Origin of the sequence: Paenibacillus sp. FSL M7-0656 (genome assembly GCF_038003225.1) — a bacterium.
Classification (GTDB): domain Bacteria; phylum Bacillota; class Bacilli; order Paenibacillales; family Paenibacillaceae; genus Paenibacillus; species Paenibacillus amylolyticus.
Genome location: NZ_JBBOOT010000001.1, coordinates 1,313,040 through 1,333,739, shown reverse-complemented (window position 1 = coordinate 1,333,739; position 20,700 = coordinate 1,313,040). Strand labels below are relative to the sequence as shown.

The following is a 20,700-nucleotide window of genomic DNA, read 5'->3' as shown; positions in this document are numbered from 1 at the left end:
TAGGCCAGTGTAGCTGGTATGTTGTTAAGGAATTTTACGAATGTCCTATACTAGCATTATGACAATTCATAGATTAATAGGGCAGGAGTTGAAGATGGTGTACAAATATGGACAGCAAGTGTGGGGATCGGTAGATATCAGTAAACAGGTTACCATTACAGCAAGCAACAACACATTTGCATTTCATGTAGATGACTCGTCATATACGATAACTATACCTGTTGGTACCTACACGACAAGTCAACAAAGGCATCAATCCGAACTTATTCAGGCCATTTCGAAGGCAGGGGCAGCTCAGAACATTCCAGTACGATTTATTTTGGGCGGAATGCATTATGATGAGAAGTATAATGTGTTGATTTTGGAACATACGGACACGACCAACGAACATGTCATCGATCAATTTGCGGGAAATGCCCTCTATACGTTGTTTGGTCAAATGAAGTTTAATCTTCCGCCGAGGAATTAGTCGTGGAATCGTTCTACACGTGTTGCTAAACAAGGAGATCACTTAAGATGTGGTCTCTTTTTCATTTTTTGAAGAGAGATTTAATGGAAAAAAGATTATTGCAAGATGGGTGATGCCAGATTGTCTATGAGAAATCAAAATGAATACAACGCAATATGTTATTATAGTTAACATTAAAGGTGTGAAAATTGTATATTGTCAGGAAATATGTTTATATATCGCGGTATTTAACTTGAAAAACGTGAATTTCACATTTTGAAAATAGTTTATTGTCTAAATATCAGATCGTATGTAATGATTAGTGACATTCACAGGTGCAACGAAATGGGATGAACAAAGTGGAGTGGCAATCATGTGAATCCATTCAGAGAGTGTGCGAAAGGGGAAAGGTCAAATGAGATTATTTCAAAGACGTAAGGCAGGCAAGGTAAGTTCAATCCTCGCAGTGGTAACAGCATTCACTCTATTATTATCTGCATGTTCATCAGGAAGCGAATCAACATCTTCATCTGGAGAGTCGGGTTCGGGGGAAAAAACGACTTTGAAAGTAGAAATCTTTGATCGGGGAAACACTCCGGCGGGCTACACCATTTCGGACAGTTATCTGACTCGCTTCATTCAAGAGAAGTTTGGTGATCCAAACAACATCGACGTTCAGTTTGTTCCGGTACCACGCTCGGAGGAAGTACAGAAGCTTAACGTTCTGATGGCGAGTGGCTCGGAAGTACCTGATATCGTTTTTACCTATGATTCGGGAACATTCAACCGGTATGCAGAGCAAGGAGGTCTGACCGAACTTACGGATCTGATCAATCAAAGTGGTCCTAACCTGAAGAAGTTCTTGGGAGATGAAACTCTGGCCTACGGTCAATACGATGGACAACAGTTCGCGGTTCCAGGTAAACGTCTTGTACTTGGCAAGTACGCATCCTATGTTCGTCAGGACTGGCTGGATGCACTCGGATTGCCATCACCTGAGACAGCTGAGGAGCTGCATACAACACTGAAGGCCTTCAAGGAAAAAGATCCGGGTAAGGTTGGCACAGGACTTATTCCGATGGGGATGTCGATTGCCTCGGCTCAATATGAACCACTGATCTGGTCATTCATTGAACCGCTGACGGAAGAACAGAAATATACATTAACGCAGCAACTGGGTTCCAATGACTATCCAACGTTGTTGCCTGGTTTCAAGGACGCCCTGAAATATATGAACACACTTTATAATGAAGGATTAATGAGCAAGGACTTTGGACTCGACAAAGACAAGAAAAAGCTGTGGGAAGATGTATCTAACGGCAAAGTTGGATTCTACACCGAGGATGCAGGGGAGATTTATATCTCCGGTACGTACAAAAACCTGCAAACCAATCAACCGGGTGCAGTGATGACACCGATTGATGCATTCAAAAACTCCGAGGGCAAATTTGCCAAACCGGCATATGCACCCAATGCGATGTATGTCATGATCCCGAAATCGAGCAAAAATGCGGAAGCCGCGATGAAGTATCTGGATTGGATGGCTTCGGGCAACAACCTGTTCGACCTGCAATTCGGTGTTGAAAACGAGAACTATGAACTTGTGGATGGGGTACCACTGATCAAAGATGATGCTTCTCCTGAAATTGCAGGCCGTATCTATAATTCCGGTGACATTGCCATTATCGTGAACGGTAAATACGTTGGGGATGACAAGAAAAATGAAGAGGCCTATGTCGTTCAGGTAGAGTCGAAATATCGGGATGATATGCGCAAGTCGGTAGCGATCTCTAACACGGACACCATTCAACCGGTACGTTTCTCCAAACCGATTGAGGCGGAAGCACGCTACGGTAACGGCTTGAAAGACAAGTTTATGGAGTTCTTCGTGAAAACAACCATTTCCAAACCTGCTGATTTTGAAGCCACGTATGACAGCATGATGAAGGACTACATGGCGAGCGGTGGCCAAGCAATCCTGGATGAACGTACAGAAGCTTACAAAGCGATGAAATAAGTAGAGTAGAGATCACATCTAATGTGTATGACAACAAAGAACAGGGATTTCATTAGGGCGATGGCAACATCGCCTTGATGAAGAATCCTGAATGACATGGGGGGAAGGTATATGAAAACAAGCATCTATTTCCGCAGAAACTGGCAACTATATGCGTTGCTCCTACTGCCCATGATCTACTTCATTATTTTCAAGTATGGGCCAATGTATGGCGTGCAGATTGCGTTCAAGGACTTTAACTTCTTTCAAGGGATCGCCGGTAGTGAGTGGATTGGCTTGGATGCATTCAGAGAAGTGTTTCAAAATCAGGGATTCTACACGGCATTACGCAACACGTTAGTGCTTAACATGCTGGATCTACTGGTCTCCTTCCCGGCACCACTTATATTAGCCATCTTATTGTTCGAGCTGAAGAAGGCCTGGTTCAAAAAGTTGGCACAGACTTTACTGTACATTCCTCACTTTATTTCGTGGGTCATTATTGGAGGGATCGTACTTCAGGTATTCGGTACACAATCCGGTTTTATTAACAATATCTTGATGAGCATGGGATTTGATCCATTACCTTTCCTTTCAGACAAAAACTATTGGCTCTTCACGTATCTTGCGGTAGGCGTGTGGCAGAGTGCAGGCTGGGGTACGATTCTGTATCTGGCATCTCTCACGGGCATTAACCGGGAACTCTACGAAGCCGCAGAAGTGGATGGAGCAAGTCGGCTACGCAGAATCTGGCACATCTCCTTGCCAGGCATCAAAACAACGATTGTTACCTTATTGATCATCAATGTCGGCAACATGATCTCTATTGGCTTCGACCGACCGTTTATTATCGGTAACGTGGCTGTACGTGAATACTCGGATGTGCTCAGCACATTTGTCTATCGTGTCGGTTTACAATCTGGTCAGGTTACGCTCGCAACAGCTGTAGGTTTGTTCCAGGCATTAGTTGGACTTGTCTTCATACTCGGAGCGAACTATACGTCCAAGAAATTAACCGATGAGAGCATTATGTAGTGGATTGATTCACATATGATCTGTAAGGAGTGAGTGAGATGTCTGAAAACACGGCGAATCGAATATTCAACACGGTAAACGTCATTCTTATTATCATTACGATGGTGGTGTGTCTTGCACCATTCATTCATATTATTGCGATCTCCCTCAGTTCCAACCGGGCGATCGGTTCAGGAGAAGTTTCCTTTTTCCCCAAAGAATTGTCCTTTGAGGCGTATACCAAGGTATTTGCAGATGGATCAATGATTCGTTCCCTCATCTATACCATTTGGCTGACCGTCCTGAGTACGGTGCTAAGCATGGTGATGACCATTGCAGCGGCATATCCACTGGCGAAGAGTAATCTAAAAGGGCGCAAGTGGTTCATGCTTGTCATTGTGGTGACGATGTTCTTCAGTGGCGGCATTATCCCCGAGTACATTCTGATCAAAAATCTACATCTACTTGATAGCACATGGGGACTTATTCTGCCTGGATTGATTAGTCCGTTTTATATGATTATCCTCATTACCTTCTTCAGAGGTATTCCCGAAAGTCTGGAAGAAGCAGCAGGCATTGATGGAAGCAGCCACTTTGGAACACTTATGCGCATTATTTTGCCACTATCCCTTCCGGTTATGGCGACACTGAGCCTATTCTACGCGGTAGGACGATGGAATGGTTTCCAGGATGCACTCATGTATATTACGAAGCCTGAACTATACCCTTTGCAATTGAAGTTGTATCAGATGATTCAGCAAAACCAGATTACAGAACTGATGCAGAACGAAGGCATTGGCGCCGTTCAGGTCCTGCCTGAGAGTCTGAAAGCAGCCAGCGTTATTTTCTCCACGTTACCGATCCTGCTTGTGTATCCGTGGTTGCAGCGGTACTTTATCAGTGGCGTAATGGTAGGTGCTGTAAAAGGTTAATAGAGGTTGTTCAAAAAGTTCACTTTTGATTACGAATGATGCCTAGTGGCATCATCAGCATCGAATATGAAATTTAGCCGAAATGTCCGTTGCTCACGTAGTTGTCCTACGCTCCGCTACTCCATTTCTAGCTTAATTCCATCTTCTTGGTACTGAAAACTGATCTTTTTGAACACACACCTATAGTCTCGGGAGGTCACATGACATGACACAACGAATGGTAGAGAAGATGTCGAAAGAGCAACAGTATCTTGTAAATCAGTCCATGTTGATGATGGATAGCTTCTATGACAAGGAAATGGATCTGCTTCGTAGTTTCGAAGAAGAGGATTCATCGCAGCACAGTACACGAGCCAGTGCACATTATGCGCTCGGATTGTTAATTCGAAATGAGCCTGGTGATGTGGAACGCGCGATACGAGTGTTCCACAAGGTGCTCGATGTTCAATATGACGCTCCGGATGAGATCTATCACGGAACCTTCGCGACCCGACCAACTGATGTGCATCCACCAGCGGGTCACTATGCTTGGAAATCTTTTGCGCCAGGCACGGCCTATTTCCTGGAACGCACCTTTGAGAAGGTGTCTGCGCAGTTTATCCATAAACTACAGGAAGAGGGTTCTCTGCTAACAGAGGCAGCAGACCCCAAACAACTGAAACACCTTTTTTATTCGGCAGTGAATCAGGTTCTGCCACCGGTCTGGATCAGCTATGATCCCAACTGGCGCGAGTTTATCGCTTGTGTCTGTGTGGTTGTGACTGCCGAATTCGCCGAACTTATGCCGGAGACACTCATGAAACGGATGGACCATGCGATGGAGTTGGCTGTGCAAGGGTCAATAGAACGCAGGTTATCCGATGTAATCCCCATGAACACGAATATTGAGTTGATGCACATTTTCATCACCCACTACTACGGCCATCGCTTGAACCGAACAGATTGGATTCAGCATTCGGATGAACAGGCGGAGGGGTTGGTGAAGGAGTTTGAACAATACAACGGTACATTCGCGGAGTTCAATACGACAACGTATTACGGGGTGGATCTGTCCGTGCTTGGCATGTATCGAAAGTATGGACTCACGGAACGTTTGATCGAAATTGGACACCGGATTGAACATGGGCTGTGGAATAATATTGCGCTATATTACAATGCCAATCTGGAGAATCTCTCCGGCCCATTCTCTCGGGCGTACGACATGGAAATGCGAGAGCATAGTTCGATCGGTGTATTTATCTATCTCTTGCTTGGAGAAGGGTATGAATATCTGGCAGGAATCAACTGTGAGTCAGGCCATGATCCACTGATTGCGCTCCTTGGGGTGGATGTGCCCGCTGAAGCCGTGCCGTATTTCAAGGCTCATCAAGAAGATCGGCTTGTGCAGAAACGGTTCATGGAACTGTGTGAGCGCAATGATCCAACGTCCAATCGGAATTTGTGTACAGCCAAAGCTTGGATCGGTGAAGATCGGATGATCGGGGCCATGTCGGGAAGTGTGAATACCAATGGCCAGATGCATCCAGCCACGATCCACTGGCAGACAGAGACGGGTGAACGTTATTATCTACGCTTGATCCGTCGTGAGGTAGGTGAGGGCTGGAACAGCCATCTGCGCGGAATAACGTTTGATGCGGACCTCACGCCAGATTCGTTAACCATTGATGTGGAGCTGGATACGGCGGAAGAGATCGATGTTTATTTTGAAATCAGAGGGCCATCCCTTCGTCAGCAGGATATTACACCAGTGTTATGGCAGTTCCCTGGACTTACGTGTACCGTGAAGGCTGAAGCACCTGAACCATCCGTGTTAATGTACGTGAATCATGCGGAGATCATCTATCGTTATGTGCCTGGGAAGACTGCGAACAAGATGAGATTCGAATTGACTTTTCGTGAAGACAACGGTTTGAGGAATAAATAGGTATATAAGATGAACTGAACATTTACACGAGAACGAAGAGTGCAGAACCGATCTGAAGAAGCGGAGCGTTCGCCTGAAAGCTTTCTGCAAGAAAGCTGCATCGGAAGCATAAGCTATCACCGGATTTTTCCCTTTGGAGAAGGGATCAAAAAAATCTGGGGATAACAGCGATTGGAAGATGGTACTGCAATTGGAGTGATCTAGTGTAAGTTTATTGGTTCAACTTATATAGATAGAGATAAATGGAATATGAATAGGCGATAGAATTAGAGACAGGAGGAACCAATGATGTATACGGACAAACAGGAATATTCGTTCTCAACATGTTGGAATATCAAACGTCATACGACCGGACAAGGCATGATCGAGGAGATCAAGTCCCTTGGATTCAAACAAGTTGAACTGAATTACAACGTAACGGAAGAGATGCAACAGACGATAGAACCGATGATTGAACGGGGCGAGATCGGTGTATCCAGTGTGCATAATACATTTCCGCATGTGGCTGATCCCGATTACGGGACGGATTCCGTCCTGCTTGGATTCGATGATGAGCCGCGCCGCAGACGGGCGATTGAGCTGTTACTTCGCTCAGCCGAGTACGCACATCGTTTTGGAGCCAAGGCTGTTGTTGTACATCCCGGTGAGGTTCCGTTTGAATACAATATAGATGAAGCGTTGAAGAAGATATACCACGATCAAGGGCCGGATTCACCGGCATATCAATCTTTATGGCAAGAGATGCTGGAGAAACGGGAAGATGGCAGCGCACATTACCTGAGCCGGATTCAGGAGAGTCTGGAAGAGGTATGTGACTTGTCGGAGCAGCGAGGATACGGGGTGAATTTCGGTATTGAGACCCGTTCACGCTGTTATCAGATGCCGACTTTGCACGAAGCGGGAACGATTATTGGACAAATGAAGGGCGCGCCGCTTGGTCTTTGGTACGACATTGGTCACGGCATGATGATGGATCGAATGGGGTTGTACGATAATGTACGTGAGGCTAACGCGTTGATTGATCACGTGGTTGGCGTGCATATTCATGAAACCGTAGGGTTATCAGATCATTGGTGCCCATACATCCATAGTAAAGACATGACATATTTTGATTCGTTTTTGGATATTATCGACCGTTCTCCGGTGAAAGTATATGAATTAAAAGCCGCGTGTACACCGGACGAAATCGATGAGAGTCATGGAATAATCACGGCTCGTATTGCTGAACGTCATGCGGCGCGTCAGCGCGGATAGGGAGCACACGCATCAAGCATGAATGCACCTTATAGGAAAGTAAACCAACAGATGAGCGGTTCAGAACAAACCTCAGGTTGTATTACAGGGTGTTCTGCCGCTCTTTTGTTGTTCTTTTAAAGTGGTACATGTTTTTACCGTTTCTCAGGGAGTGTTACGTCACCGAGAATCCCTGCCTGATAGCCTTTGACTACAGCACCAACTCTGGACTTAACACCAAATTTCTGCGTAATAGAAGTTATATGATACTCCACTGTACGTGGACTGATCGCCAGATCCTGTGCAATCTCCTTGTTGGTCATCTCCAGTGCAATGCGGTTAAGCACTTCCCGTTCAGTTGCTGTGAGTGATTCCTCCAGATTAGGGGATAACATGGTCTCTGGAATAAGAACATGACCCAACATACTCTGGTGAATGGCGTTGATAATCTGTCCATACGTTGCTTGTTTCGACAAGTAGGCATGAACGCCCAGATCATAAGCTTTTAACTGGAATTCGTGATAGTTGTATCCGGATAACAATATAATTTTGACGGATAACCCGTATTGATCTTTCAATCTTCTCACAACCTCGAACCCGTCAAGCTGGGGCATGCGGATATCCATCACAACAACATCTGGTCGCAACGCCTCTACTTCGGATAAAAAAAGCAATGGATCGCTGAATGTTTTCAGTACCTCTATGCCGGGTTCGCGGTTTAAGCGGTTGTTGAGACCTTCCATGACCAGGGGGTGATCATCAAGCAGTACGACTGTAATGGGTTCGCTCATTGTTCAGTTGCTCCTTTGGTTAAAGGCAAACGGATGTTGATTGAGGTTCCTTTGCCAAGGCTGGAATGTATGGTGAATTCTCCACCGAGATGCTGAATGCTGCTTTGTATGGATATCAAACCGAAGTGCCCTGTTGCAGTATCAAATGTGGTATGAACATTAAATCCCAAGCCATCATCCTCTACTTGGAGAATCAAGTCAGTATCCCTTGTATGTACCTGAATAGAGCAGAACGACGCCTGTGCGTGCTTCATCACATTCATGATGAGTTCGCGGACCGTCCGAAAGACGGTGGACTTCAGAGGTTCGTGCTTCAACTCTTCAGAGAGGGCGTTGTAGTTTAGTTCCATTCTGATGCCACTTTGCATTTGAAGTGTACGGATGAGCCATTGCAACGCTTCTTCAAGATCACTTCGATCCATAATATGAGGGTAGAGATCATCACACAATTGACGTATATCTCTCTGGGAAGCATACAGGCATTCCAGCCAAACAGCCGTTTGATCCTTATGCGTCTCTCCGGTATCGTGTAATTCCTCCAAATCTCGAGACAGGAAAATCAGGTTTTGAAGCAGTTGATCATGAAGGAAATATGAGGTTTTCATACGCTCTGCCTGTTGGGCTTCCATCATAATATCATTGAACTGCTGATGACGGCGTATCTGGTGTTCATGAAAAGCTGTCTGGTCTACACGGTGTTCATATCGCTTCTGCAGATCGGATAAGAGTCTGCCATTGACGAGCATTCGAATTGCTTCCAGCCTGCCTTTATCAATGATATCCTGTTCCTCTGCTGAAAAAAGGGTGCGATTTTCTTTGTGACCAATGCCCAGAAATCCTATCGTCTCCGTAGTGGGTTCACCTGACAGCTCCCAAACCTGTGCCAAATCAACTTTCTGTCGTAAAACTTTAATATCCAACGCCTGGTTATCTATATTCTGAATGGAAGTAAAAATCCCTGTACCTTCCTGAGAATATCTGTGCTTATCATCAATCCATATGACAATTACACCTTCAATATCCAGCATCTTGTGGAACATCTCGGCAAACACGTGAATCATGTCCCGCATGTTTTGCTGCTCAGCCATTCGCACAGTCAACCGCAGTTGCTGGTGTTCCAACCAGTCTTTGTTAAGTTTGTTTTTCTTACGTGAGCGGGTGAGCATGTACTGATACACCCAAGTGATCAGCAAAAACGAGACAAACAACAAGCTGATATGAATTAACGAATGCAGGTGAGAAGCAGCCAGAAACAGTAAAAATACGATCAAAACATATAGTCCATGAATCATCAATCTTGGCATAACCAGTTTGAGGTCAAGCATACTCCGTTGTACAAGTACATAAGTGAACATCCATGATAAAGGCAGAAATCCAATTAATGTGTACTCTACAGGCAATAATGGTTCACCTTGAAGCAGGGTTGGAATAGCAAAACAGATGATGAAGGGAATCAGGCTAACAAGTATTCCTGTTAACATGAGCAATAGCTGGTTCTGCTCCTTGCGATTGTAGCTTTTACGATTAACCCATGTCATCCAGATTAAGATCAGAAGGGTTGCACAAAGAATAAAGTTAAGCAGATTGGTTGGACCAGACGGTGCAACAGGAGTACTGACGGTAGTAATGCCTTGATTGAACTGAACATCGGTCATCATCCACTGCTTGATGTACAGAAAGGCAAGGCCAGTAGAGTAGGCAACGGCAATACATCTGCTGATGATTAATAACCATCGGAAACGATGCAGACGGGTACGGAATACAAAAGACACATAAAAAGCAGTTAGACAGTAAGGTAACCATGCCGAACAAAAGGCCAAAATATAATTGGATAAAGGCAACTGGGATGTGTATATCGTCAGTATACATATGGCCATGGACAGGTTAAGGAGGTAGAACAGACGCATCACTCGTGAACCCGGTTGGCTAAACAAGGCATAGGTTCCGGTCAACAATAGCAATAATTCTACTATGGATGAGAAGCCGATGTTGAACCATTCACGTGGTCCAGGCTTCATTGTATGTTGGGATGCCTGACCATGAGAATTCTCAACGCCGATGGTGTAGGCTTCAGTCACTAAGAATACACCTTTTTGATGGAGTAACTGGACTCCTCCTTTGGGTTCCAGCGAGATAACGGTGTCACCTGATCTAATCCCGGATGCATATGCTAAACCTTGCGGATCTACATCATGTACTGCCCAAGAATTGGAGGCATTTGGTGTCAACGAAAGTCCGATATAAGGATTCAGAAATGAAGAGATATGGATATATGTGGCTGTTAGTATAAAGCACAACATTGTTACAAACCACACGAAAATAAATTTAGTTTTCATGAATCTATGTAATGAGAGTTTTAGTCGCATGGTAAAATCATCCGTTCTTATAAAATGCATCATTGGTAAAATGAAGTGGAAAAACAAGCCATGTAGCAATGACATGGCTTGCCGAGCATCACTCTATGTTAATGTAGCAGAGTGCCTAACATTTTGTACATCAAAACTGATGATTCCTGCCTGAGCATAGGCTGCTTCGATCTATAATCCACAGCACCGCTGCTGGATACAGATACTTCCGGACCGTAGAGACCTAGAGCAACCACAAACTGGACACCTTCCTCAGCCCAACGATCCTGTGAACCGATGAGATCGGCAGTTACGGGAGGTGCGCCAAGGAGTTGTTGTGCCGTTCTCGAAATAATCACCGCGGCCTCTTGCCTTGTTATGGCTTGCTCGGGATGAAACAATCCACGGGTATTGCCTTGCACAATACCCAGTTCAAGGGCTGTTTGAATGTAGGCGGCATAGGGACTTGATTGGGTATCTTTAAATGTTGGTGATTGAGCTGAAATAGACATTCCACTTATCCCCACAACCTGTGTTACAAACTCCCCACGACTTACAGGCTTCTCTGGTTCAAATAGGGATTGATCCTGGGGATACAGGCCAATCTGTGTTAAGCGATAGATGTACGGAGCATAGGGATGGTCTTCTGGCACATCTTCATAAGGCCTGGCTTCTGGCAATTTCTCGGACCAGCTATCTGACTTGTTGTAATAGAAATACGTGATTTCACCTGACTGATTTTTTTTGAAACCAGCAAGCTTGCCGTCCTCATCCATGAACAGCATGTCCTTAACGGGGGTTAAGGTGTGAGTGCCATAAGCATCTATAACCTGAAGACCTTTCTCTGTTGCTGAAATATCATACAACCATGCGGGCAAGCGGATATCCCGATATAGTCCCTCATAGGTACGAAGTGAAGACTTGGGTACGCTATAATCACTATAATGCGTCTTGTTGTTTGGATAAAAATGATCCATAAATGCTTGGAAAAGCGCTTCTCGCACATCTGGTCCATCACTGTTGGAGACGATAAATAGTCCAGTCTTCTCGTTAGGCAACAGCCACAGATTGGAATGGAATCCGTCCAGATCGCCTGCTTTACTCACGACTTTCCGTCCATGATTATACTGCGAATAGGTGGATTCGAATCCGTAACCTGTGCCAGGTATATCCGGGTGTATGGACACATCCAACGTTTGCATCGCTTGGACGGATGACGGTTCTAGTATACGTGCACCCTGGTACGAACCTTGATTGAGCTGCGCAAGCATAAAGTGAGCCATATCCCGTCCAGTCGTAATTAATCCGCCCTCAGGGGAGCTGTTCGGTACATTGGGATATTGCGGAAGTTCCTGTCCTTCAGCGCCATAAGGAGTTGCGAGTTTACTCAGCGTGTCTTTGCTTAGTGTAAAATGGCTATCCGACATATCAAGAGGGTTGAATATATGCTGTTGTACATAAGTTTCAAACGGAAGTTTGGACTGTTTCTGAACGATGTAGCCCAAGAGTGCATAACCGTAGTTGTCGTAACGGAAAACTTCTCCTGGATTGCGAACAACGGACGGTTTGTTGTCCTGGATGAATTGCTCAAGCGGATAAGAATGATTCAACTCCCTGGGTGTAGCTGCTGCATCTGTGAAATCAAACCCGCTGGTGTGGGTCATCAGATGTTCCAATGTTAACGCTGTTCCGGTATGGTTGGTCAGATGCAAAGCATCTGTGTATGCGCTGATATCCTGATCAAGCTTTACGTTACCTTGCTCGGCCAATTGCATAATGGCAGTTGCTGTCAGCGTTTTGGAGATGGAGGCTACACGGAATAGAGTGGAGTCGGCGTCGACGAGGATTTGTTTTTCCACATTGGCATAACCATATCCTTTATTCAAAACGATCTGTTGATCGTGAACAACGGTGACTACCGCACCTTTCAGAGCAGACTTCACTTCAGGTCGGGCGAAGAATTGATTGATGAACGATTCAGTTTCCTGAGGACTTACCTGATGAAGGGGGAGACTGCTTTCAGCTGATACACTGGTCATCGTGGTGAAACTCAGAGATGCAACCAGGAGGATGTTGGCTACGGCACGTTTCCAATTAGGATTTGATTTGTAGCTGTGTTGTTGTTGTCGAGTTGGACATGTTGCTACGTGAGATTTCATGAAATTCTCCTTTGAGTTGAGATATGTTCGTTCTCTTACATTCAAGTACATCTATAATCTATCAGTTCGAATGTAATGGCGATTCCGTAGTACGCACTTATTACGGCAGGACTACCGCAAACCTTTTTGCGTGATCCCGCAATTGTGGAGGATGAAGAGTGAGTTTTGAATAATCTTGAATATATGAAAAGAGGTATTTGTCATGATGACCCAACGGGGGTCTCGACAAATACCTCTTTTTGTTTCGTCTTTTTATTTTCCATGCAAAGCGACATCGTGCAAAGGAATTGGGACGTAGATTTTATAAAACTACTCGTACATCCGTCGTTCAAGTTCAGCATAGGCAAACGCAGGATCATCACTGGAATTATCAATATAAGCGACGGATGCTGAAGGGAGCGGCCAAGCTACTTCTTTACGGACGAGAGAAGCTGTGAAGGCATCCCAGTTGGCTAACTTCCATTCATCTAGTGGGGATTGTCTTGCTGAGATTCGTTTGTAATACAACGCTTCATTCTCAAGATAAATATAGGCCACACGCACATCCGTATCATCCAGGGTATGTCCAATTCGAGCGAGTTCCTGCTCGATCCAGTCAGGGGTACCGATTTCTTTGGTAAATGGCCCCACAACGATCGTATCGATACCTAACTGAACGTTATCCAGAGCGGCGTCCATCGTAATGCGGTACCCAAGATCACGGCACAACCTTTTGTATTCAGGCGAATCTCGGTCGGATGGATCAAGTCCCTGAAGCGTCATGATCGCCTCAGCCGCGGGACGAAGCAGAATATCCATATCGAAGAAAGAAGCTTTATGTTTACGGGAAAGGGCTTTGGCAAGGGTGGTCTTGCCACTTCCGGCCCCGCCGAGAAAGAAAATTAGTTTGCTCATGAATGTAATGCCTCCTTTAATTAGATTCAAAAAATAGGATATGTAATTGAAAAATACACGAGTATATAGATTTATCATTAGAGTTCGTGAATGAAAGGACTTGTTTATTTTAACATAAATAAAGAAGCTTGTTGGCTAGACAAAAAAGGAAGGATAAGGTAATATTATACCTAGTTGTTCTATGCATAGGTTTCCGATGTATATGAAAAGAAGAGCTTTAAAAGTGTATTTTTCGAAATCTAAAACTCTTGCTAAATGAATTAAAAAGGAAGGAGTGAGTGCGTTGCAGGTTAACAAACAAATGATTAAAGGCAGTACCGAAACATTGATTCTGACCCTGCTTCAGGAACGACCGTTGTATGGTTATGAATTAATTAAGGAACTACATCGTCAATCCGAGGGTGTGTTTAATCTGAAAGAGGGCACGTTATACCCTATTTTGCATGCCATGGAGATTGAAGGATGGGTAGAGTCGTACTGGATGGAGGTCGAAGGCCGTAAACGGAAATATTATTCGATTTGTGACAAGGGGATGGAGGCCTTACAAAGTAAAAAAGCAGAATGGAATATGTTCCGTAGAGCTGTGGATCGGGTTCTTGGGGAAGGAGGCCTGACATGACAAATCGAGATGAGCGAATTCAGCATTATCTTGATCACATGTGTGTTGAGGTTAAAGCTCGCGAAGTACATAACGACCTGCGTGATGAGTTGGGAAACCACATGGAAGAGATGATTTTGGATAAAAAACAAGAAGGTTATACAGAGGAAGAAGCAATTGCATATGCCATTGAACAGATGGGCGATCCTACTGTCGTAGGCAAGAGTATGCACCGATTGCATCGCCATCGTATGCATTGGGGGCTGTTAGTGGGAATTGCCAGTTTGCTAATCATAAGCCTGTTGCTGATGTGGATTTTTACGACAAATATCGCAGTTAAAACCTCTCAGTTCTTTTATATAAGTCATGTGATCTACACTATTTTTGGTTTAGTACTGATGGTGATTTTGATGTATTTTGATTATCGAAAATGGAAAAGGAATGCTTGGTGGATATATATTTTACTCACGGGCCTGTTGTGGATTAATCCACTAGTATCCCCGGTTAATTATGGCGTGCAACGGTTCTGGAGCATATTGGGGTTAACAATTGATCTTACGACGATATCCATGTGGGTATTGCCCCTCGCCATAGGTTCGATAATGCTGGATAAGCTGCGTACTAAGTTCGACGTACAATCCGTCTCAACGTATATTCTTCTTGTGGCTTTGCCATCATTCAGCTTATTTCAAGCTTCAGATTGGGTACGATTATTTCTATTCGGAACGGCAACTGTCATCATGTTTGCCTGGATTACACGAAAATGGATTTTTACTTTCATTGGAACTACTATAATGGGAAGTGTCATTTTATTTCAATTGTTTTTGACAGGTGAATACAGGCGGTTTGAGAGACTCTCAGTCGTTTTGAATCTCCAGAATGATCCGTTAGGAAACGGTTACAATAACCAAACGATTATGAATATTCTTCATTCCGCCGGATGGTGGGGAAACGGTTCTGACACTTCTTTTGACCATCACTTTAAAGGGTATTATATGGACTATCCAGGTGTAATGCTTATTGATGTATTTGGTTGGTTAGCAGGCATACTGCTGTTGCTTGGAATCGTATGGTTTCTTGCTAGTATGCTGAGAATGCTACCTCGTGTACTCGATGAATTTGGTCGTATGATCGTGTTCAGCATTACGGTGATGTTTTCTTTGCAAATGCTTTACTCCCTTGCGATGACTACGGGAAAGGTTCCGATTGTCAGCGTTACTTTCCCTTTTATTGGATTTGGTTCTCATGTGATCTTAGAATACGCCATGATGGGTTTACTGCTTGGAGTATATCGACGTAAAGATACTATTTCATTGAGAAGCAAACAGGGAGAGCCGATCACGACAATGTCAAAATAAAAAAGATACGTGATCGGATGGTATAAGTCATATAATACGATGTTTAATCAGACTGATGTCCTCGTGCGTCAGAAGGAAACCAGATATGACGCAGGTTCACCCAGCCCTGGCTGTTGAAAGATAGACCACGTACTGAAGGCAGATAAGCGGTTTCTACCGGTTTTTCGGATAAATGGAACAGTAAATTCTGACCAACCAAAAATTGCTCAATGCGGTCTAATTCACAAGTTCGATCCGCAGCGATGGGAGAGGCGACGATGGTTTGTAAGATCTCATGGATCGTTATACGAGCAGAATCTTCCAGATGCTCAGACAACGTGGAGTAAAGATCGTATCTGCGCAGTTCTTCATCCCTGTCCCGGATCAGCGAGAAGAGAATCAGATCGGACTCCAGCCGCAGATTTCCTTTGAACTGTTCCATCGTAGCGGTTCGGACGGTACAAGAGAAACCGCACTGCTCCAGTATGGACGCCAGATTTTTAGCATCCCTGCGATATTGTGGAATGGTTGCAATGTGCAGGGAGATGGGACTAGCCGAAGTGAGTCGTTTAGTAATATCTCTAAACCCTTCCGGGTCAACCATTCCGGCATTCACCGCACTAAAATCAGTCTCCACGACCTCAGAGTTATCTCCATGTCGGTCATCTCTATACATTCCAGCAAGGCATGACTGAAGGTGTGCTCTTACTTCCGGATCGTTTAACGGTCCGGTTTTTTGTGTATTACACGTGAGTAATTTATGAACCATCACACCTGCACTAATCTGTGTCCATTCTGCACCCGTAGACGAAGACGGATTATGAACAAGATGAAAGAACGGAGTTTCGATATCTTGGCTATCGTCCATTTTTGCCGAGGCACTCCACGGAATCTGCAGGATATCTACCCGGTCCATATGTGCTCTACCCTGAAAATATGATGAAAAGGCTTCAAGTCTGCACAAGTGATCATCCCAGGCGGTGACCTTGAACGGTCCCGTCCCAACAGGTTTTTGCATCCCATGCACATCACCCGAATGCTTCATCTTATGTTCGTTTGTCCCTGGTGAAGGTACAATCGCTGCACGACTTGTTGTGAGAAAGGACAGAAACAATTCGTGAGGGTCTTTAAGCTGGAAACACACGGTTAAGGAATCGACCGCTTCAATAGATAGAATCTGTTTACTTACATCACGGTACAGTGTCCGGCGATCTGTAGATTGCAGTCGTTCAAACGTATGAACAATATCATGGGCCGTCAACAACTGACCATCGTGAAATGTAATACCTTTTCGCAAATAAAAGATCCAGGTCTTTCGGTCTGCACTGACATCCCAGGTATGAGCGAGACATGGGAGAATCTCTCCCTGTTCACCCCGCTGAACCAACCCGTCAAAGACATGGCTGGTAACAAAGGATTCAGCTAGTAGATTAATGTACAGCGGATCAAGCGCATGAAGCTGTTGGCGCAGGGGCAACCGAAGCGTATCAATCTGCTCATTATTGGTGCCGGCTTCCGTATGATGTCCTGAATACCCAAGCAACCACTGGTTTAGATGATCCTGCATGATTGTTGAACTGGAGAATGCGCTCACCTGCTCGGCAGCTTCCTGTAACTCCCGGCGATTCATGGCCTGCATCATATATTCTGCGGCGATTTGATCAGCCGGAACAAGCAAGGTCAGTGAAGAACGCCGACCCCGGCCACGCTGGGAAACCCAACGAATCCAATCATGGGCAACCATCTTTTTGACAATCGTTAACGTATTGCGGTGTGTACAATTTAGCAACTCAGCGAGATCGGCGAGTGTAAGTTCATGTTCTGTATGGTGACCGTAATGACGATGTAACAGCAGATATTGCTGATGTAATTTCAAGTGTTGATTCCCTCCTGGAGGTGAACTCTGACGTATTCCTCTAAAATAAGAAGTTTTGTCGATTTTAATTTCTATTTATATTCCTATTTTATCATCTAGAATATAGCATAGAAAGGTTAATGGAGGTTTTTCCCATGATTGATAAAATAATGGCTTCACCGCAACGCGCTCTAATCACGCTACTGTCTGCATGGATGTTGGCGATCATTCACCAGTATTTATTCTATGGTAATGAGATTGGCGTATCGTATCCTATCTTTGTAATTCTCTTTTATGTGTTCATGTATCTGTTTGCAAGGGATCGCATGAGGTCTTTCAAGTTCATTGATGCTTTTGTAGCGGCTGTAGTGCTATTGTTGTCGCTAACGTTTCTGTTATACGACAATGAACCGCTGTATGTTCTTAATTTTCTGGTCATACCTGGCGTAGTTATCTTACATATGACGTATCTGATGGGCAGAAAACAGAAGCAGTGGTGGGAGATTGGCTTGATTGGTACGGCTATTGACCACTTGCTGCCTCAAGCCATACGTCATTGGGGGACTGTTGCTGCTATTGCTGTGAGAGCAGGCGGGCGTGGCATGGGCAAATCCCAGAAAACAGTTGTTTTCAAAGTACTCATTGGTCTTGTGGCGTCCTTGCCTATCCTCATTGTTGTCGTCGCATTACTGTCCTCTGCTGACGGGGTCTTTGATCAGTATTTAGCCGGTTTTCCGGAGTGGCTGAATCAATTGGCTTTTACTCCAGGGATACCGAGAATCATCTGGATTGTCATCGCAGGTGTATTGCTGTTTGGTTATGTATGGGGATTTGTACAGCCAATGCAATATGAGGCAGAGAAGAGAGTGAACGCACATTGGAAAAATGGAGCAGCATCCACGGTTGATAAGCGTGATCACACCTATATATTCTCTCCTGTGGACCCGGCCACTGAAGGTCAGGTTACCAATAAGATTACACCCGAGCCCGAACGCACTCCGGTTCAGCGGGAACCATTCAGATTGGACCCCATCATTGTGGGGACGATGCTGATTGTCATTAACTGTGTGTACGTTTTGTTTGTACTTGTACAGTTTTCGTATCTGTTTGGTGCAGGAGAGGGGCATCTTCCGGTAGATCTGTCTTACGCAGATTATGCGAGAAGTGGATTCGCAGAGTTAATTCTCGTCACAGGTATTAACTTCTTTATTCTTATTGTTGCTTTGCAGTATACCCGTTCGAGTGGCAAAACGGGTTCCATCGTGCATCAGGTACTTCTCTTGATTCTAGTCAGTTGTTCAGCAATTATGTTGTATTCCGCGTTTATGCGCCTGAATCTTTATGAGCAGGCATATGGATATACGTACATCCGCTTCCTGGTACACGCATTCATGATCTTCCTCGCACTCCTGTTGCTGATTGCTGGCCTTCGTATACGGTACACGTCAATACCGCTGATCCGCTGGTATATTGTGCTGGCGCTCACTGCATATGTTGCTGTCAATTATGTGGGCATGGATAAACGGATTGCCGAGCTGAATATTGAACGTTATCATCAGACTGGCAATATTGATGCAACCTATCTGGCAAGTCTGTCGGCAGATGCAGTTCCGTTACTTCGAGAGTTTGCCCAGGAGGAGTATCCGGATCTTCAGAGGGAAATGCTGGAACGTCAAGCCTACCTGGACGAGGATGCATCAGATCGTTCATGGCCTTCTTATAACGTGGCGAGACACCGAGCTGAACTAGAAATGTCCAAATTGAGAACGGAATAGCTGAATAGTAGTTGTTTTCACGTACGGATTTATGCAAAAACAATATGTAAGTGTTATAATATAAAAACTAACCTATAAAGGGGGTGAATCCCTTGTTTGAACTGCAGGAGTTATTACCATATTTATTTTCGATTGGACTCATCTTCACCGTCAGTTATGCCTATATTGCCCATCTTCATTGTGGCATGACAGAGTACTGGATGGAAGGTGGCGCCGGTGGTGGACTTGAACCTGTACTTCCCGCCCTGTGTTTGGACAGACAGCATAGACAGGAAGACTGGAGTCGCATGATTAGACGAAGAGAAGCGCCCGATGAAGATGAACCAGATTGTCATTCCTCGTTGAACGATTGGTCAACAAATCAACGAGGAGGATATATATGGAACATAAGACTAACAAGGGATTCACTTTTAGATCGGGCAAGGGACGGATCTATGGCCTGATTGTCATTTTGTTTGCAGTCATGCTGCTTGCCGGATGCAGCAACAACGTGTCGGAGATTACTTCATCGACACCGGGATTTTTTAATCACTACATTGTATTTCCACTGTCGTATCTGATTCAGCATATTGCTACCATATTTAACGGAAGCTACGGGGTCGCGATTATTGTAATTACGCTGGTCATTCGTTTAGCACTGTTGCCCTTGATGATGCGTCAAGCCAAGTCCCAGCAGGGAACACGAGTCATCATGAACGCCATGAAACCCGAGATGGATGCGCTCAAGAAAAAATATGAAGGCAAAAATGATCCTGCTGATAAGCAAAAGCTGTCTCAGGAAACGATGGAGCTATACAAGAAACATAAGTTCAATCCGCTGAATATTGGTTGCTTGCCGATGCTCATTCAGCTACCTATACTTTCAGGTATTTACACAGCCATCCGACTTACACCGGAGTTGTCCTCCCACTCCTTCCTGTGGTTCAAACTGGGAGCGCCGGACTACGTACTCGCTGTGGTGGTCGCGGTCATATATCTGATTCAAGCCAAGGTATCACAAGCAAATATGGCGCCTGAGCAGCGAAAACAGTTCGCCATTATGGGTTATCTCTCCCCATTGATGATGGCATTCTTTTCTCTTACAGCTCCGGCAGCGATGCCGCTCTACTGGACAGTTGGGGGTTCATTCCTGGTACTACAGACATTATTGTTCCGCAAAATGTACCCGATGGAGCACCCACAGGAGCCTGTGGTTGTGGAAGTAAGTAAGAAAAAGAATAAAAAATCCAGCTCCGCCAAACCTTCTCGGAAACCGGCAAAGTCTTAATAAATTTGGTTGCAGGTGACAAGAGAAACATGGTGACTACGTAATCTTGTTAAATACAATAAACATGATGAAGAAGCCTGATCCATATGGATCAGGCTTCTTTTTTGTACTATCAGGTGTTCCTTTTTAGTT

Annotated in this window: 16 protein-coding genes; 11 read left to right on the top strand and 5 right to left on the bottom strand. The window is 44.7% G+C overall.

Annotation, left to right across the window (positions count from 1 at the left end; translation table 11 throughout):
- Positions 1-40 precede the first annotated feature (40 nt).
- The 6 genes from MHI01_RS05565 (at position 41) to MHI01_RS05540 (ending at position 7,568) form a co-directional block, all read left to right on the top strand.
- A complete protein-coding gene (locus tag MHI01_RS05565; protein WP_340982727.1) occupies positions 41-469 on the top strand; it encodes a hypothetical protein in 429 nt (142 codons plus the stop codon).
- Between the two features lie 394 nt (positions 470-863).
- A complete protein-coding gene (locus tag MHI01_RS05560) occupies positions 864-2,465 on the top strand; it encodes an extracellular solute-binding protein (protein WP_340982726.1) in 1,602 nt (533 codons plus the stop codon).
- A 111-nt stretch (positions 2,466-2,576) separates the two neighbouring features.
- Positions 2,577-3,479 carry an ABC transporter permease gene (locus MHI01_RS05555; RefSeq protein WP_017688833.1) on the top strand — a complete coding sequence of 301 codons (903 nt, stop codon included), beginning with the start codon at positions 2,577-2,579 and terminating at the stop codon, positions 3,477-3,479.
- Positions 3,480-3,517: 38 nt separating this feature from the next.
- Positions 3,518-4,390: a carbohydrate ABC transporter permease gene (locus MHI01_RS05550; RefSeq protein WP_036608671.1), complete on the top strand. Its 873-nt coding sequence runs from the start codon at positions 3,518-3,520 to the stop codon at positions 4,388-4,390.
- Positions 4,391-4,595: 205 nt separating this feature from the next.
- Positions 4,596-6,314 (top strand): hypothetical protein, encoded by a 1,719-nt coding sequence (locus MHI01_RS05545; protein WP_340982725.1) that lies wholly within the window; start codon positions 4,596-4,598, stop codon positions 6,312-6,314.
- Positions 6,315-6,602: 288 nt separating this feature from the next.
- The gene (locus tag MHI01_RS05540) at positions 6,603-7,568 is read left to right on the top strand and encodes a sugar phosphate isomerase/epimerase family protein (RefSeq protein ID WP_340982724.1); all 966 of its coding nucleotides are present in this window, start codon (positions 6,603-6,605) and stop codon (positions 7,566-7,568) included.
- A 134-nt stretch (positions 7,569-7,702) separates the two neighbouring features.
- On the opposite strand, the gene MHI01_RS05535 is transcribed toward MHI01_RS05540, so the two are convergent.
- The 4 genes from MHI01_RS05535 to MHI01_RS05520 all read right to left on the bottom strand — a co-directional run bounded on the left by MHI01_RS05535 (position 7,703) and on the right by MHI01_RS05520 (position 13,736).
- On the bottom strand, positions 7,703-8,338 hold the full coding sequence (locus tag MHI01_RS05535; protein WP_340982723.1) for a response regulator transcription factor: 636 nt from the start codon (positions 8,336-8,338) through the stop codon (positions 7,703-7,705).
- On the bottom strand, positions 8,335-10,674 hold the full coding sequence (locus MHI01_RS05530) for a sensor histidine kinase (protein ID WP_340982722.1): 2,340 nt from the start codon (positions 10,672-10,674) through the stop codon (positions 8,335-8,337). Before MHI01_RS05530 ends, MHI01_RS05535 begins: the two co-directional genes overlap by 4 nt.
- Before the next feature lie 128 nt (positions 10,675-10,802).
- Positions 10,803-12,842, bottom strand: coding sequence for a serine hydrolase (locus MHI01_RS05525; protein ID WP_340904069.1), 2,040 nt, complete (start codon positions 12,840-12,842; stop codon positions 10,803-10,805).
- A gap of 309 nt (positions 12,843-13,151) precedes the next feature.
- Positions 13,152-13,736, bottom strand: coding sequence for an AAA family ATPase (locus MHI01_RS05520; RefSeq protein WP_340904070.1), 585 nt, complete (start codon positions 13,734-13,736; stop codon positions 13,152-13,154).
- A 283-nt stretch (positions 13,737-14,019) separates the two neighbouring features.
- On the opposite strand from MHI01_RS05520, the gene MHI01_RS05515 reads away from it, so the two are divergent.
- Together MHI01_RS05515 and MHI01_RS05510 are read left to right on the top strand one after the other, a co-directional pair.
- On the top strand, positions 14,020-14,355 hold the full coding sequence (locus MHI01_RS05515; RefSeq protein WP_340982721.1) for a PadR family transcriptional regulator: 336 nt from the start codon (positions 14,020-14,022) through the stop codon (positions 14,353-14,355).
- Positions 14,352-15,692: an FtsW/RodA/SpoVE family cell cycle protein gene (locus tag MHI01_RS05510; protein ID WP_340982720.1), complete on the top strand. Its 1,341-nt coding sequence runs from the start codon at positions 14,352-14,354 to the stop codon at positions 15,690-15,692. Before MHI01_RS05515 ends, MHI01_RS05510 begins: the two co-directional genes overlap by 4 nt.
- A gap of 43 nt (positions 15,693-15,735) precedes the next feature.
- On the opposite strand, the gene MHI01_RS05505 is transcribed toward MHI01_RS05510, so the two are convergent.
- A complete protein-coding gene (locus MHI01_RS05505) occupies positions 15,736-17,547 on the bottom strand; it encodes an ABC transporter substrate-binding protein (RefSeq protein ID WP_340982719.1) in 1,812 nt (603 codons plus the stop codon).
- A 134-nt stretch (positions 17,548-17,681) separates the two neighbouring features.
- On the opposite strand from MHI01_RS05505, the gene MHI01_RS05500 reads away from it, so the two are divergent.
- The 3 genes from MHI01_RS05500 (at position 17,682) to yidC (ending at position 20,568) form a co-directional block, all read left to right on the top strand.
- Positions 17,682-19,301 (top strand): DUF4153 domain-containing protein, encoded by a 1,620-nt coding sequence (locus MHI01_RS05500; RefSeq protein ID WP_340982718.1) that lies wholly within the window; start codon positions 17,682-17,684, stop codon positions 19,299-19,301.
- A gap of 92 nt (positions 19,302-19,393) precedes the next feature.
- On the top strand, positions 19,394-19,744 hold the full coding sequence (locus tag MHI01_RS05495; RefSeq protein WP_176872672.1) for a hypothetical protein: 351 nt from the start codon (positions 19,394-19,396) through the stop codon (positions 19,742-19,744).
- Complete coding sequence (gene yidC / locus MHI01_RS05490) at positions 19,681-20,568, top strand: membrane protein insertase YidC (protein ID WP_340982717.1); 888 nt, start codon at positions 19,681-19,683, stop codon at positions 20,566-20,568. The genes MHI01_RS05495 and yidC overlap by 64 nt, the downstream gene beginning before the upstream one ends.
- Positions 20,569-20,700 lie beyond the last annotated feature (132 nt).

Excerpts from the sequence above, each read along its gene's own strand:
- MHI01_RS05565 (WP_340982727.1), top strand. The coding sequence starts at position 41 with ATGTCCTATACTAGCATTATGACAATTCATAGATTAATAGGGCAGGAG.
- MHI01_RS05560 (WP_340982726.1), top strand. The coding sequence starts at position 864 with ATGAGATTATTTCAAAGACGTAAGGCAGGCAAGGTAAGTTCAATCCTC.
- MHI01_RS05555 (WP_017688833.1), top strand. The coding sequence starts at position 2,577 with ATGAAAACAAGCATCTATTTCCGCAGAAACTGGCAACTATATGCGTTG.
- MHI01_RS05550 (WP_036608671.1), top strand. The coding sequence starts at position 3,518 with ATGTCTGAAAACACGGCGAATCGAATATTCAACACGGTAAACGTCATT.
- MHI01_RS05545 (WP_340982725.1), top strand. The coding sequence starts at position 4,596 with ATGACACAACGAATGGTAGAGAAGATGTCGAAAGAGCAACAGTATCTT.
- MHI01_RS05540 (WP_340982724.1), top strand. The coding sequence starts at position 6,603 with ATGTATACGGACAAACAGGAATATTCGTTCTCAACATGTTGGAATATC.
- MHI01_RS05535 (WP_340982723.1), bottom strand. The coding sequence starts at position 8,338 with ATGAGCGAACCCATTACAGTCGTACTGCTTGATGATCACCCCCTGGTC.
- MHI01_RS05530 (WP_340982722.1), bottom strand. The coding sequence starts at position 10,674 with ATGAAAACTAAATTTATTTTCGTGTGGTTTGTAACAATGTTGTGCTTT.
- MHI01_RS05525 (WP_340904069.1), bottom strand. The coding sequence starts at position 12,842 with ATGAAATCTCACGTAGCAACATGTCCAACTCGACAACAACAACACAGC.
- MHI01_RS05520 (WP_340904070.1), bottom strand. The coding sequence starts at position 13,736 with ATGAGCAAACTAATTTTCTTTCTCGGCGGGGCCGGAAGTGGCAAGACC.
- MHI01_RS05510 (WP_340982720.1), top strand. The coding sequence starts at position 14,352 with ATGACAAATCGAGATGAGCGAATTCAGCATTATCTTGATCACATGTGT.
- MHI01_RS05500 (WP_340982718.1), top strand. The coding sequence starts at position 17,682 with ATGATTGATAAAATAATGGCTTCACCGCAACGCGCTCTAATCACGCTA.
- yidC (WP_340982717.1), top strand. The coding sequence starts at position 19,681 with ATGGAACATAAGACTAACAAGGGATTCACTTTTAGATCGGGCAAGGGA.